This is a genomic window from Burkholderia sp. BCC0398, assembly GCF_902833245.1.
Lineage (GTDB): Bacteria > Pseudomonadota > Gammaproteobacteria > Burkholderiales > Burkholderiaceae > Burkholderia > Burkholderia sola.
Genome location: NZ_CADFEM010000022.1, coordinates 42288 through 56476 on the forward strand (window position 1 = coordinate 42288; position 14189 = coordinate 56476).

Genomic DNA, 14189 nt, shown 5'->3' on the forward strand with positions numbered 1-14189 from the left:
GATGTGCTCCTTTGAATGGGTCAGGCCGTCGCCGCGACAGGCAGGCCGAGATTGCCGAGGCAGAAGTACTTGGTTTCGGTGAACGGCTCGAAGCCTTCGGCGCCGCCTTCGCGCCCGAGTCCCGACGCCTTCATCCCGCCGAACGGGATCGGCGCGCCGGTGAATTTCACGCCGTTGACCGACACCATCGCGAAATCGAGCCGCCGCACGAGCTGGAAGATCGTGTCGATGCGCGTCGCGCATACGTACGCGGCGAGCCCGTACTCGGTGTCGTTGGCCGTTTCTACCGCTTCGTCGAGCGTGTCGAACGCGCAGACGGCCGAGATCGGCGCGAAGTTTTCCTCGTCGACCACGCGCATGCCCGGCGCGGCATCCGCGATCACGGTCGGCTCGTAGAACCAGCCGCCGAGCGCGTGCGGCCGGCCGCCCGCGACGATGCGCGCGCCGCGTGCCCGCGCATCGTCGACGCGCGCGACAGTCGCGTCGAACGCGGCCTGATGCATCAGCGGACCGACGTCGACGCCTTGCTCGAACGCAGGCCCCGTCCTCAGCGCGCGCACCGCGTGCGCATACCGTTCGACGAACGCGTCGTACAGCGGTCGCGCGACGAGAATCCGGTTCGCCGCGCAGCAGTCCTGGCCGGACGTCTGGAACTTCGCGCCGACGGCAATCCGCACCGCCTGGTCGAGATCCGCATCCTCGGTCACGATGAACGGCGCGTTGCCGCCCAGTTCGAGCGCGATCTTGCGGATGCCGGCCTTCGCGGCGGTCTCGGTCACGAGCCGCCCGACCCGCGTCGAGCCGGTGAAGCTGACCGCACGCACACGCGTATCGCCGACCAGCGTTTCCATCGCCATCTGCGGCTCGCCGAGCACCACGTTGAACACGCCGGCCGGGAAGCCGGCCTCGTCGGCGAGCTGCGCGAGCGCGAGCGCCGAGAACGGCGTTTCGTGCGCGGGCTTCACGACCACGGTACAACCGACCGCGATCGCGGCCGCCGCCTTGCGCGTGATCATCGCGGCCGGGAAATTCCACGGCGTGATCAGCGCCGCGACGCCGACCGGCTCCATCACGGTGCCGAGATGCGCGCCGTCGATATGCGTCGGAATCGTGCGGCCCGCGACACGTTTCGCCTCGTTCGCGAACCATTCGACGAAGCTGGCCGCATAGCGGATCTCGCCGCGCGCTTCGGCCAGCGGCTTGCCCTGTTCCAGCGACAGCAGCGCGGCCAGATCGTCGACGTGACGCAGGATCAGCGCATGCCAGCGCAGCAATGCCGCGCTGCGTGCGGCCTGCGGCGTCCAGCGCCACGTGTCGTACGCGCGCTGCGCGGCGTCGACGGCACCGACGATTTGCGCGCGTTCGAGCATCGGCACGTGGCCGATCACGGCCTGATCGGCGGGGTTCACGACGGCGACCGTCGCGGCACTGTCGCTGTGGATCCAGCGACCATCGACGTAGCAGGTCGACTTGAACAGAACGGGGTGTCCGGGCAGCATGCTGCGTCTCCTGGTTGGTGGGCACGAACTTCATTGTGTCGCGCCCGCGCATGCGGAAATTTCGGTTTGCACGGCGGGAAATGCCGGTTTTTTCCGTATTGCCGCGCGCCGGCGCGAACTTTTACAGCCAGTCCGGCGCGCCGCCGGAGCCGCACTTCACGACCTTCGTCACGATGTACGTGAAGTAGCGCTCGATGCCGAGGTCTTCCATCAGCAACGCATCGATGAAGCGCTGGTAATGGTCGATGTCGCGCGCGACCACGTGCAGCACGTAGTCGACGCCACCGCCCGTCGCATAGCACTGCGCGACTTCGGGCGCGGCGGCCACGCGATCCTCGAAGCGCCGCATGTCGGGCGCGGTGTGCCGCGACAGCGTCACTTCGACGACGATGCGGCTGCCGGAGAACGCGCCGATCCAGTCGACGTCCGCGCGATAGCCGCGGATCACGCCGCTTTCCTCGAGCTTGCGCACGCGCTCCCATGCGGGCGAAATCGACAGGTTCACGGCTTCCGCGAGCTTCGACTTCGTGATGCGCCCGTCGCGCTCGAGCAAGTGCAGGATCGCGAGGTCGTATCGGTCGAGCTTGATCACGTCGTGCGCGTCCTTATACGGCGACCGGGATGTTGCGCTCGACGATGTCGGCGACCACCGCGATCGTGTCGCCCGGTTGCACGATGCCCGGGAAGTGCCGGGCCGCGAGCAGCCCGCGCCGCCGTGCGACGTACTCGATGGGCGTGACGCCCGTGCGGTCGATGTCGTGCACGCGCGCGAGCACGTCGCCGGCCTTGACCTCGCTGCCGAGATCGCGGCACATCTCGAGCAGCCCGTGATGCTCGCTCGTCGTGTAGCAAGAGCCGTCCGGCATGTCGAGCAGCGTCGTCGTACGCGGCGCGTTGCCATCGATGACGTCCTTGGCGATCACGCCCGCATGCGCAAGCAATCCATACACGCCGCGCTCGGCGATCGCGACGCTCGTCGCCGTCGACGTGCCGCCGCCGCCCAGCTCGGTCGACACGAACACCTTGCCGGCTTCCTCGGCCGCGCTGTCGTACAGGCCGACGCTGTCGAGTTCCAGCATGCGCATCGAATACGGCGCGCCGAACGCACGCATCGCGCGCTCGCAGCGCGCTTCCTGGTCGCGATCCTGCAGCACGTGAATCGCCGCGAACGGCACGAAGTCGAGCGTGCGCCCGCCCGCGTGAATGTCGAGCACGTGCGTCGCGAGCGGCAGCAGGTGGCGCTGGAAGTAGTCGGCGATCTTCTCGGTCACCGTGCCGTCCGGTCGGCCCGGGAAGCTGCGATTGAGGTTGCCCGCATCGATCGGCGACGTGCGGCAACCGGCGCGGAACGCCGGGTAGTTCATGAACGGCACGACGATCACGCGGCCGGTCACGTCGGCCGCCTTCAGCGAGCCGGCGAGCTTCGACAGCGCGACCGGCCCTTCGTATTCGTCGCCGTGATTGCCGCCGGTCAGCAACACCGTCGGCCCGTCGCCGCGCTTCACGACGGTCACCGGAATCATGATCGCGCCCCACGCGGAATCGTCGCGCGAGTAAGGCAGCTTCAGGAAGCCGTGCTGTTCGCCGTCCGCGTCGAAATCGACGGTCGGCGTGATCGGGGAAGCACGCATCGCCCTACTCCTTTACGAACAGCTTGCGCGGTGCGTTGCAGAACGTCTCGACGCCGGTCTCGGTGATCAGGATGCTCTCCGTGATCTCCAGCCCCCAGTCGTCGAGCCACAGCCCGGGCATGAAATGGAACGTCATGCCGGGTTCCAGCACCGTCCGGTCGCCCGGGCGCAGGCTCATCGTGCGCTCGCCCCAGTCGGGCGGATAGCTCGCGCCGATCGGGTAGCCGCAGCGGCTGTCCTTGTCGATGCCCGCGCGGCGCAGCACCGCGAAGAACGCGTTCGCGATGTCCTCGCATACGTTGCCCGGCTTCGCGGCCGCGAGCCCGGCCTCGATCCCTTCGACCACCGCGCGCTCGCCTTCGATGAAGTGCGCGGGCGGCTTGCCGAGATAGACGGTGCGCGACAGCGGGCAGTGATAACGGCGGTAGCAACCGGCGATCTCGAAGAACGTGCCGGCGCCGCGCGCGAACGTCGAGTCGTCCCACGTCAGGTGCGGCGCGGCCGCGTCGGCGCCGGTCGGCAGCAGCGGCACGATCGCCGGGTAGTCGCCGCCGAAGCCTCCCGCACCGCCGATCCCGGTCGCATAGATCTGCGCGACCAGGTCGCTTTTCTTCATGCCCGGCTCGATCGTCTCGACGATGTGCGCATGCATCCGCTCGACGATGCGCGCGGCCACGCGCATGTACTCGATCTCGCGCGGCGACTTCACCGCGCGCTGCCAGTTGACGAGCGCGGTCGCATCGACCCAGCGCGCGGCCGGCAGATGCTTCTGCAACGACGCGTATGCCGCTGCGCTGAAGTAGTAGTTGTCGAGTTCGACGCCGATGCGCAGCGCGCTCCAGCCGCGCGCGGCGATGACTTCGGTGGACAGGTAGTCCATCGGGTGGCGCGCGGTCGACTGCACGTAATGATCGGGATAGCCGACGATGTTCTCGTGCGCCATGAACGCGGTGCGCTTCGCGCCGTTCGCGTCCTGGCCGCGGCCGAACCACACGGGTTCGCCGTCCAGCGCGAGCAGTACGCACTGGTGCACGTAGAACGACCAGCCGTCATAGCCGGTGAGCCAGCCCATGTTGGTCGGGTCGGTGACGATCAGCAGGTCGATGCCGGCCCGCTCCATCGCCGCGCGTGTCTTCGCGATGCGCGCGGCATATTCGCTGCGCGCGAACGCGAGCCGCGGCGCGGCTGTCTGGGTTTCGATGACTGCGGACATCTGTCTCCTCTCAAGTCGTGAGGTCGTTGTGAAAAATCGTGCCCACTTCCGCCGCGCGGGCGCGTTGCAGCGCGAGCACGGCAATCGCGGTGTCCTGCGCGCCGGTGCCGGTCAGGTCGCAGATCGTGATGTCGTCGCGATGCGTGCGGCCGTCTCGGCGGCCGGCGATCACTTCGCCAAGTTCGGGAAACACCGCGTCGGCTGCAACGGCGCCGGCCGCGATCGCATGCGCGAGCTCGCCGGCCACGCGGGTCTGCCGCAGCCGGTCGCAGAAGTAGCGCGCGGCGCCGAAGACCGACGGCGCGAGTTCGGTCTTGTAATCCGCATCCGAACCCATCGCCGTCACGTGCAGCCCGGGGTGCAGATCTTCCGCGTGCACGAGCGGCGCACGGCTCGGCGTGGTCGTCACCGCGATGTCCGCGTCGGCGAGCGCCGCGTGCACCGAGCGCGCGACGACCGCGTCGATCCCGTGCGCGGCACGCACGTCGGCCGCGAATCGCGCGGCACGTTCGGCATCGCGCGCCCACACCGTCACGTGCGTGATGTCGCGCACGAGCATCAGCGCGGCAAGCTGCAACCGCGCCTGTTCGCCCGCGCCGACGATCGCCGCGCGGCGCGCATCGGCGCGCGCGAGCCGGCGCGCGGCCACGGCGCCGGCGGCCGCGGTGCGCACGGCTGTCAAGTAACCGTTGTCGAGCAGCACGGCCTCGGTCAGGCCGGTGCGCGCGGACAGCACGAGCATCAGCCCGTTCAGGCTCGGCAGCCCGAGCGACGGGTTGTCGAAGAAACCGGGGCTGACCTTGATCGCGAAGCTGTCGAAGCGCGGCAGGTACGCCGTCTTCACGTCCACTTCGGCGTGGCGCTCGGGCAGCGCAAGATTCAGGATCGGCGGCATCACGACGGCGTCGGTCGCGAGCGACGCGAACGCGGCCTCGACCTGGTCGATCGCGGCGAGATCGAGTGGCACCAGCGCACGCAGTTGCGCGTGGCCAAGCAACGTGACGGGATGGGCCATGTCAGTTCTCCGAAACGAGCCTGCGATGCACGGCCATGTCGATGTTCGCACCGCTCACGACGACCACGATCGGGCCGCTGCGATCGCGGCGTGCGATCCGTTCATCCAGCAGGGCGGCGAGGCCGACCGCGCCGGCGCCTTCGACGACGAGCCGCTCTTCCCGATACGCATGCGCGATGCCGCGCGCGATCGACGGCTCGTCGAGCAGCACGACGTCGTCGGCCAGCGCGCGCGTCATGTCGAACGTGTAGCGGTTGTCGAGGCCGATGCCGCCGCCGAGCGAATCGGCCAGCGTCGGCTGTTCGTCGACGTCGACCGGGCGACCGGCCGCGAGGCTCGCGTGCATCGCGGCGCCGCGCGTCATCGATACGCCGATCATCTCGATCGGCGGCCGGATCGCCTTCGCGGCAAACGCGACGCCGCTGAACAGGCCGCCGCCCGACAGCGGCACGACCAGCGTCGCCGTATCGGGCAGCGCTTCGAGTATCTCGACGCCGATCGTCGCCTGGCCCGCGATGATGCGCGGATCGTCGAACGGCGGCACGTATGCATAACCTTCGTCGCGCACCAGCCGCCGCGCTTCCACCTGCGCGTCGTCCTGGCTGTCGCCGACGATCACCACGCGCGCGCCGAGCGCCGCGACCGCCTCGACCTTGTTGTCCGGCACGAGCGACGACATGCAGACGGCCGCATCGATGCCGAGCGCGCGTGCCGCATGCGCGACCGCGCGGCCATGATTCCCGGTCGATGCGGTGACCACGCGCGTCACGCGCTGCGCCGCAAGTTCCGCTAGCGCGTTGGTCGCGCCGCGCAGCTTGAAGCTGCCGGTCGGCTGCAGCGTTTCGAGCTTCAGGTAGACCGGGGCGCCGACACGCGCGGACAGCGCGGCGGACGCGACGAGTGGCGTACCGTCGGCGCGCCCGGCGAGACGGCGGCGCGCGCGGTAGACGTCGGACAGCGACAGGGAAGACATGGAATGCGCGCCTCGCGACGAATGTGATGCGATCCAGTCTAATGTTCCAAATCGCGCTTTCGAATGTCCTGATACATTGCGCGCGATGTCGCGGCAGCGCCGCCGGTTCAGTGGAAGTCGTTCAGGTGCGGATACTGTTCGAACACACCCGCGATCGTCTCGAGCGCTGCATTGCACGCCGCATCGGAGGTTTCGGCGCCGATGCACACGCGCACCGCGTTCGGTCGCTCCGTGCCGCCGACGAGAAACGGATCGGGTGACGTCACCGCGATCTTGCGCGTGCGCAGTTCACGCACGATCCGCTCGGCTTGCCAGTAGTCGGGCACGCGCAGCCATGCCGACAGCGCGTTGGGATGCGCACCGAGCACATACGGCCCCAGTGCGGCCCGCACCATCTGCTGACGCACGGCGAGCCGCTGGCGCTGCAGTTCGACGAGCCGCCGCGCGGTGTCGTCGACGATCCAGCGCGTCGCGATTTCGGCGATCGGCGACGTCGCCATCCAGCTGCTCACGCGCAGCACGCTCTCGACGCGCAACGCGAGCCGTCGCGGCATCGCGAGATAGCCGGTGCGCAACCCCGTCAGTACCGATTTCGTCATGCTCGTGCAGTAGAAGCCGAGCTCCGGAATCAGGCTGGCGATCGGCGTGCCCGTCTTCTCGAGCAGCGGACCGTACACGTCGTCCTCGATCACGTATACGCCGTAGCGCGTCGCGATGCGCGCGATCGAGCGGCGCCGCGAATCGGTCATCAGCGACACGGTCGGGTTATTGAGGGTCGGCGTGCAGACGAGCGCGCTGATCCGCTCGCCATCGCACATCTCCTCGAAATGTTCGGGACGGATGCCGTGCTCGTCCATCTCGAGCCCTTTCAGCGTAAACCCGAGCACGTTCGCGGAGCCGATCACGCCGTGATCGGTCAGGCTCTCGCACAACACGGTGTCGCCCGGCCCGACGATCGACGCGAGCGCGAGAAAGATCCCGTGCGCCGCGCCGTTCGTCACCAGCAGCGATTCGCGGTGCACCGGCATGTTCAGCGACGCGAGCCAAGCCGCGCCGGCGTCGCGATGCGCATCGAGGCCGGCGATCGGCCGGAACGAACGGATCCACGGCTGATCGTCGGTGCCGGCCAGCGCCGTGCACACGCTGCGCCATGCCGCGTCGTGCTCCGGCGTGTGCACGATGCGGGCGATCGAGAAGTCGACGAGTTCGCGCTCGGTCGTATCGAGGATGTAGTTCGACATCGATTCGGTCACGCGCGCGGCCACGAAGCTGCCGCGGCCAACCTCGCAGCGGATCAGCCCCTGACGCTCCAGCTCCTTGTACGCGTTGGTGACGGTCTGCACGCTGACACCGAGGCTCGACGCGACGTCGCGCTGCGGCGCGAGCCGCGCGCCCGGCGCGAGCGCGCCGTTCTCGATGTCGCTGGCGATCGCCTTCACGAGCCGCTTGTATTTCGACTCGATCCCGTGCACCGCGCCGAGCGCGTCGCGCCAGCCTGCCGATACCTCGGTCCGTCCCATCTCGATGTCTCCGTCGTGGCTTCCACATGGTCGCTCAGAAAGACACCCTGAAAATATTGTCCTAGTGCAATCGCGCGCGAAAGCAGGACGTCGTGGGCGAATCGCGCGGCGCAATCGGCGTGCCCGAGCGACCGCGGCCCGCACATTTTCCGGTCGGTCGAAAGTCGCGGGCTACCTACCCGCGCAGCGGGCGGCGCGCGGGCGTGGAATTTGCTTCACATGCACGGCCGTGCTCGTGTGGTCGAACAGTGGTCGTCTGACAATTCAATATCGTCGCCGCGCCCCATGCGACGTGTCATCCCGGCGACGAAAACGATAGTTTGCTATCGAATATTTTTGCCCCTATCATCTCGCCCATGACCAATCTGCACGACCTCCGCCTCGCCGTCAGCAGCCTGCTCGTGCTCACCGCGCGCAAGTGGCGCCGCACCAGCGACGGCGTGCTGACCGCGTACAACGTATCCGAGGCCTGCGCGACGCCGCTCTTGATCGCCGGGCGTCTCGGCGAAGGCGTGCGGCAAGGCACGCTCGCCGAGCACGTGGGCATCGAAGGGCCGTCGCTGGTGCGCCTGCTCGACCAGCTGTGCGCGGCCGGCCTCGCACGCCGCGACGAGGATCCGCACGATCGCCGCGCGAAAACGATCTCGCTGACGGCCGCCGGCCGCGCGGTCACCGCGAAGATGGAGGAAGACCTGCGCGCGCTGCGCGCCCAGGTGCTCAAGGGCGTGTCGCGCGCCGATCTCGAAGCGACGCTGCGCGTGCTGAACGCGTTCAACGCCGCCGACGCGCATCCTCCGGCGTCGCACGCGTCCCACCCCGCCGATTCCGCGTCATGACCTATCCGAGCCTTCGCGACTGGCTGTTCTCGGGCAAGACGTTCGCCGCGTCGATGCTCGCGCTGTACCTCGGCCTGTATTTCCAGTTGCCGCGCCCGTACTGGGCGATGGCGAGCGTCTACATCGTGTCGAACCCGTTCGTCGGCGCGACGCGCTCGAAGGCGCTGTACCGCGCGCTCGGCACCGCGCTCGGCGCGGCCGCCGCGATCTTCTTCGTGCCGCCGTTCGTCGAGACGCCGCTCCTGTTCAGCATCATCGTCGCGACCTGGTGCGGCACGCTGCTGTACCTCGCGATCTCGGATCGCACCGCGCGCAGCTACGTGTTCATGCTAGCCGGCTATACGATGCCGCTGGTCGCGCTGCCGACCGTCACCGATCCGTCCACGATATTCGACGTTGCGATCGCGCGCACCGAGGAAATCGTGCTCGGCATCGTGTGCGCGAGCGTGGTCGGCAGCGCCGTGTTCCCGAACCGGCTCGCGCCGACGCTGATCGAGCGCACCGACGCGTGGTTCAAGGACGCCGCGTTCTACGGCCGCGAAACGCTGTCCGGGCACCTGGCCGGCAAGGCGCTGTCCGCATGCAGGCAGCGGCTCGCCGCGACGATCACCGGCCTCGAATTCCTGCTGAGCCAGCTGGGCTACGACCATGCGCATCCGCGCGTGCTTGCGCGCGCGCAGGCGCTCGCGGGCCGGATGCAGCTGTTCCTGCCGCTGATGTCGTCGCTCGCCGACCCGCTGATCGCGCTGATGCGCGACCTGCACGTGCGCCCGCCCGCGCTCGACGCGCTGCTGGCCGACGCCGCGAAATGGTTCGACGCGCCGCTGCCGGCCGTGAAGACCGGTTCCGACGGCGATATGGCGCACGATCCGGTCGCGGACGACCTGCGCGCGCGCATCGCCGCGCTGCAGCCGCCCGACAGCGCGCTGGCGAGCTGGGACGGCGCGTTGCTGTCGAATGCGCTGTGGCGGCTGCGCCAGGTCATCGACATCTGGCAGGACTGCCGCTCGCTGCGCGCGCTGATCGCGAACGAGTCGGGCGTATGGCAGCCGCGCTACCGGCACTGGCGGCTCGGCGGCACCGAGCGCTTCTTCGATCGCGGGATGATGCTGTTCTCGACGCTGACCGTCGTGTTCGCGATCGTGTTCGCGTGCTGGCTGTGGATCTCGTCCGGCTGGCACGACGGCGCGGCCGCCGTCACGCTCGTGGCCGTGTCGTGCAGCTTCTTCGCCGCGCTCGACGAGCCCGCGCCGCTGGTGTTCAAGTTCTTCCTGTCGACCGCCGCGAGCGTCGTGTTCGCGGGCCTGTATCTGTTCGTCGTGCTGCCGCACGTGCACGATTTCGCGATGCTCGTGCTGATGTTCGCGGGGCCGTTCATCCTGATCGGCACGCTGCTGCCGCGCCCGCAGTTCAACATGGTGACGATGCTCGTCGCGGTCAACACGGCCACCTTCATCAGCATCCAGAGCGCGTACGAGGCCGATTTCTTCGTGTTCCTGAACAGTAATCTCGCGGGCGTCGCCGGGCTGCTGTTCGCGTACGTGTGGACGCGCGCGACGCGGCCGTTCGGCGCGGAACTCGCGGTACGGCGCCTGCTACGCTCGGGCTGGGAGGACGTCGCGCGCTCCGCGTCGACGCAACCGCTCGACGATCAGCGCAACCACGCATCGCGGATGCTCGATCGCGTCACGCAACTGCTGCCGCGCCTCGGCGCGTCCGACGACCACCGCCACCCGTCGATCGAAAGCTTCCGCGACCTGCGCATCGCGCTGAACGCGCTCGACCTGCGCCGCTCGCGGCGCCGGCTGTCGGGCGACGTGCCCGACGCGATCGATCGCGTGCTGGCCGGCGTCACCGATCACTACGCGCGCTGCGCGGCCGCGAACGCGCGCCAGCCCGCGCCGCCCGCCCTGCTCGCGACGATCGACGACGCGCTGCGGCGCGTGGCCAGCCGCAACCTGCCGGGCGCCGCGCCGGCCGACGGCACCGCCGCGCCCGCGGCGCCGGTCACGCACCGCCGGCTGCGCGACACGCTGCATGCGCTTGTCGGCCTGCGCCTGTCGCTGTATCCGGCCGCGGCCGCGCAAGCGCCACAGACGCCGGACGGAGCACGCGCATGAGCCGGCTTTCCACCTTGTCCTTCCGACCGCGACCATGATCGGCGAAATCGATATCTTCGGCGTGTTCGTGCCGGCCCCGCTCGTACTGATGTTGATCGCGTACCTGATCAACATCGTCGTGCGCGCGGTGCTCGAGCGCGTCGGCTTCTACCGCCTCGTCTGGCACCGTTCGATCTTCGACCTCGGCATCTACGTGTTCGTGCTGGCCGCCGTCGTGATCGTGTCCCACCAACTCGTGGCTACCTAACGTGAAAAAAACCTGGCTCTCGGCAGGGCAAGTCCTGCTCACCCTGATCGTCGTCGTCGTGGCCGGCCTCGTGCTGTGGCGCATCGTCAACTACTACATGTTCTCGCCGTGGACGCGCGACGGGCACGTGCGGGCCGACGTGATCCAGGTCGCGCCGGACGTGTCGGGCCTCATCACGTCGGTGCAGGTCGCCGACAACCAGGAGGTCAAGCGTGGCCAGGTGCTGTTCGTGATCGACCAGGCGCGCTACGCGCTCGCGGAACGGCTCGCCGAAGCGACGCTCGCGCAGCGCCGCGCGACGCTGGCGCAGGCGAAGCGCGAATACGCGCGCAACCTGCAGCTCGGCAACCTGGTCGCGAGCGAACAGGTCGAGGAAAGCCGCACGCGCGTCGAGCAAGGCGAAGCCAGCGTCGCCGATGCGCAGGTGTCGCTCGACACCGCGAAGCTGAACCTGCAGCGCACGACGATCGTCAGTCCCGTGGACGGCTACCTGAACGACCGCGCCCCGCGGGTCGGCGAATACGTGCCGACCGGCCGCGCGGTGCTGTCGGTCGTCGACCGCAACTCGTTCCGCGTCGACGGCTACTTCGAGGAAACCAAGCTGCGCGGCATCCATATCGGCCAGCCGGTCGACATCATCGTGATGGGCGAGCCGCATGCGCTGCGCGGCCACGTGCAGAGCATCGTCGCCGCGATCGAGGATCGCGACCGCACGCAGGGCGCGAACCTGCTGCCGAACGTGAACCCGGCGTTCAGCTGGGTGCGGCTCGCGCAGCGCGTGCCGGTGCGCGTCGTGCTCGACGAGGTGCCCGACGATTTCCGGATGATCGCAGGCCGTACCGCGACCGTATCGATGCGCGGCGCCGACACGCACCGCAACGACGACGCGAAGCCGGTGGGCACCGGCGCCGCATCGGCGGCCGCGCCGGTTTCGGCTACGTCAGGTACGGCCGCCAGCGCCGCGGGAGCCTCGCAATGAAGCGGCATGGTCTGCGCGTCGCGGCGACGCTCGCCCCGCTTGCGCTCGCACTCGGTGCGTGCAAGTCGGTCGGCCCCGACTACACGCTGCCGCAACAGGCGTACGTCAACGCGCCGCTCGCGAACCATGCGCTCGACGACGCGAACGGCACGCTGGTGTCGCGCGACGCGGTGCCCGGCAACTGGTGGCAACTGTACGACGACCCGGTACTCAATGGGCTCGTGCGCGATGCGCTGAAGTCGAACACCGACCTGCGCGTCGCCGCGGCGAACCTCGCCCGCTCGCGCGCGGCGCTGGTGGTCGCGAACGAACAGGGCGGCTTCTCCGGCAAAGCCGAAGCGGCCGTGCAGCGCGCGCAGGAATCGGCCGAGCAATACCTGCTCGAAAACAAGCTGCCGGTCGTCAACGAAGGCACGGTCGGCATCAACGTGTCGTACGAGCTCGACCTGTTCGGCAAGCTGCGGCGCGGCGTCGAAGCCGCGCGCGCGGACAGCGAGGCCGTCAAGGCGGCCGGCGACCTCGCGCGCATCACGGTCGTGGCCGACGTCGTACGCGCGTATGTCGAAGCGTGCTCGGCCGGCGACGAACTGGCGATCGCGAAGCAGTCGCTCGCGCTGCAGCAACAGCGCGTCGCGCTGTCGCAGCGGCTGCGCGACGCGGGGCGCGGCAACCAGACCGACGTGACGCGCGGCGTGACGCAGGTGCGCACGCTGTCCGCCGACATTCCGCGCTTCGAAGGCCGCCGCAAGATCGCGCAGTACCAGCTCGCCGCGCTGCTCGCGCGCGCGCCGGCCGACCTGCCGAAAGCCGCCGCCGAATGCGAACGCCTGCCGAAACTGCGTCGGCCGATTCCGATCGGCGACGGCGCCGCGCTGCTGCGCCGCCGCCCCGACGTGCGCGAAGCCGAGCGTCAGCTCGCCGCCGCGACCGCGCGGATCGGCGTGGCAACCGCCGCGCTGTACCCGTCGGTCAGCATCGGCGCATCGGCCGGCTCGGTCGGCGTCGCCGCCGACCTGTTCTCGTCCACCACGAATCGCTGGTCGTTCGGACCGCTGATCAGCTGGTCGTTCCCCGTGAACGGCCAGCGTGCGCGCGTGCGCGAAGCCGAAGCCGCGACGGGCGGCGCACTCGCGCACTTCGACGGGGTCGTGCTGAACGCGCTGCGCGAAACGCAGTCGAGCCTCGCGACCTATGCAGCCGACGTGCAGCGCACGGATGCGCTGCGCACCGCGTACGAATCGGCCCGCAGTTCCGCCGCCGAAACGCATCGTCTCTATGCGGCCGGCCGCGAATCGTTCATCGCCGATCTCGACGCGACGCGCACGTTGACGAGCGTGCGGGCGCAGGTCGCGGCGGCCGAAGGGCAGGTCGCGGCCGACCAGGTGCGGCTCTTCCTCGCGCTCGGCGGCGGTTGGGACGGCGACGGTGCGGCAGCCGCCGCGAACGCCGGCTCCGCGGCCACCGCACCTGCGGCCGGCCCGTCGGCGCCGTAGCGACATCGGCTATATCGCATGCGTGACGACACGCCCCGCGGCAACGGGTTGGACTGATTCGCGCGATGGCACTCGCAGGGCCGGCGTTGACGGTACACTGGCCGATGCATTTCCAATCACCTTTTGCCGCAGCCGGCTCTGCCGCGGCAACCACCCGGAGAGTCATCATGCGAACGAGCGCCCGCAACCAATTCGCCGGCGAGATCAGCGCCGTCAAGCCCGGTGCCGTCAACGACGAAATCACGCTGCGCACGCAGGACGGCCTCGAGATCGTCGCCGTGATCACCCATGGCAGCGCGGCGTCGCTGGGCCTCGCGGCCGGCACGAACGCGTTCGCGCTCGTCAAGGCGTCGTCGGTCATCGTGATGGTCGACGTCGACAGCAGCAAGGTGTCGGCTCGCAACTGCGTCGCGGGCACCGTCGCGTCGGTCGCGAAGGGCGCGGTCAATTCGGAGGTCGTGATCAAGGCGGCGAGCGGTGCGGAAATCGTCGCGATCGTCACCAACGACAGCGTCGATCGTCTCGGGCTCGCGAGCGGCGCCGCCGCATCCGCGGTCTTCAAGGCATCGAGCGTGATCGTCGGCGTCGAGTGATCGCGTGACGATCGCACGCAATGTGCGGGCAACCAGCATTCCGGAACCAACGATCGGCTGTTAGCGTTCC

13 protein-coding genes are annotated in these 14189 nt (G+C 69.2%); 6 read left to right on the forward strand and 7 right to left on the reverse strand.

The features are described 5' to 3' along the window. Positions 1–20 precede the first annotated feature (20 nt). The 7 genes from HWX76_RS33415 to HWX76_RS33445 form a co-directional block, all read right to left on the reverse strand. Entirely contained in the window at positions 21–1499 is a 1479-nt protein-coding gene (locus HWX76_RS33415; protein WP_050015653.1) for an NAD-dependent succinate-semialdehyde dehydrogenase, read from the reverse strand. A 121-nt stretch (positions 1500–1620) separates the two neighbouring features. Continuing rightward, complete coding sequence (locus HWX76_RS33420; RefSeq protein ID WP_050015654.1) at positions 1621–2091, reverse strand: Lrp/AsnC family transcriptional regulator; 471 nt, start codon at positions 2089–2091, stop codon at positions 1621–1623. Positions 2092–2104: 13 nt separating this feature from the next. Continuing rightward, positions 2105–3130 (reverse strand): N(2)-acetyl-L-2,4-diaminobutanoate deacetylase DoeB, encoded by a 1026-nt coding sequence (doeB, locus tag HWX76_RS33425; RefSeq protein WP_050015655.1) that lies wholly within the window; start codon positions 3128–3130, stop codon positions 2105–2107. 4 nt (positions 3131–3134) lie between these two features. Further along, entirely contained in the window at positions 3135–4343 is a 1209-nt protein-coding gene (gene doeA / locus HWX76_RS33430) for an ectoine hydrolase DoeA (RefSeq protein ID WP_050015656.1), read from the reverse strand. A 10-nt stretch (positions 4344–4353) separates the two neighbouring features. Then, positions 4354–5358, reverse strand: a complete 1005-nt coding sequence (locus HWX76_RS33435) for a cyclodeaminase (protein ID WP_089490155.1) — start codon at positions 5356–5358, stop codon at positions 4354–4356. A 1-nt stretch (position 5359) separates the two neighbouring features. Beyond that, positions 5360–6331, reverse strand: coding sequence for a hydroxyectoine utilization dehydratase EutB (gene eutB, locus HWX76_RS33440; RefSeq protein ID WP_050015658.1), 972 nt, complete (start codon positions 6329–6331; stop codon positions 5360–5362). Positions 6332–6438: 107 nt separating this feature from the next. Further along, on the reverse strand, positions 6439–7851 hold the full coding sequence (locus HWX76_RS33445) for a PLP-dependent aminotransferase family protein (RefSeq protein WP_050015659.1): 1413 nt from the start codon (positions 7849–7851) through the stop codon (positions 6439–6441). 356 nt (positions 7852–8207) lie between these two features. Between HWX76_RS33445 and HWX76_RS33450 the strand changes: the two genes are divergently transcribed. The 6 genes from HWX76_RS33450 (at position 8208) to HWX76_RS33475 (ending at position 14119) form a co-directional block, all read left to right on the forward strand. Further along, complete coding sequence (locus HWX76_RS33450; protein ID WP_050015660.1) at positions 8208–8687, forward strand: MarR family transcriptional regulator; 480 nt, start codon at positions 8208–8210, stop codon at positions 8685–8687. After that, complete coding sequence (locus HWX76_RS33455) at positions 8684–10807, forward strand: FUSC family protein (protein ID WP_050015661.1); 2124 nt, start codon at positions 8684–8686, stop codon at positions 10805–10807. Before HWX76_RS33450 ends, HWX76_RS33455 begins: the two co-directional genes overlap by 4 nt. Before the next feature lie 34 nt (positions 10808–10841). Next, entirely contained in the window at positions 10842–11054 is a 213-nt protein-coding gene (locus tag HWX76_RS33460) for a DUF1656 domain-containing protein (RefSeq protein WP_006481008.1), read from the forward strand. Position 11055: 1 nt separating this feature from the next. After that, positions 11056–12033 carry an HlyD family secretion protein gene (locus tag HWX76_RS33465; protein WP_176016953.1) on the forward strand — a complete coding sequence of 326 codons (978 nt, stop codon included), beginning with the start codon at positions 11056–11058 and terminating at the stop codon, positions 12031–12033. Next, positions 12030–13526, forward strand: a complete 1497-nt coding sequence (locus HWX76_RS33470; RefSeq protein ID WP_176016954.1) for an efflux transporter outer membrane subunit — start codon at positions 12030–12032, stop codon at positions 13524–13526. Before HWX76_RS33465 ends, HWX76_RS33470 begins: the two co-directional genes overlap by 4 nt. 167 nt (positions 13527–13693) lie before the next feature. Beyond that, complete coding sequence (locus HWX76_RS33475) at positions 13694–14119, forward strand: TOBE domain-containing protein (protein WP_050015667.1); 426 nt, start codon at positions 13694–13696, stop codon at positions 14117–14119. The last annotated feature ends 70 nt before the right edge of the window (positions 14120–14189 follow it).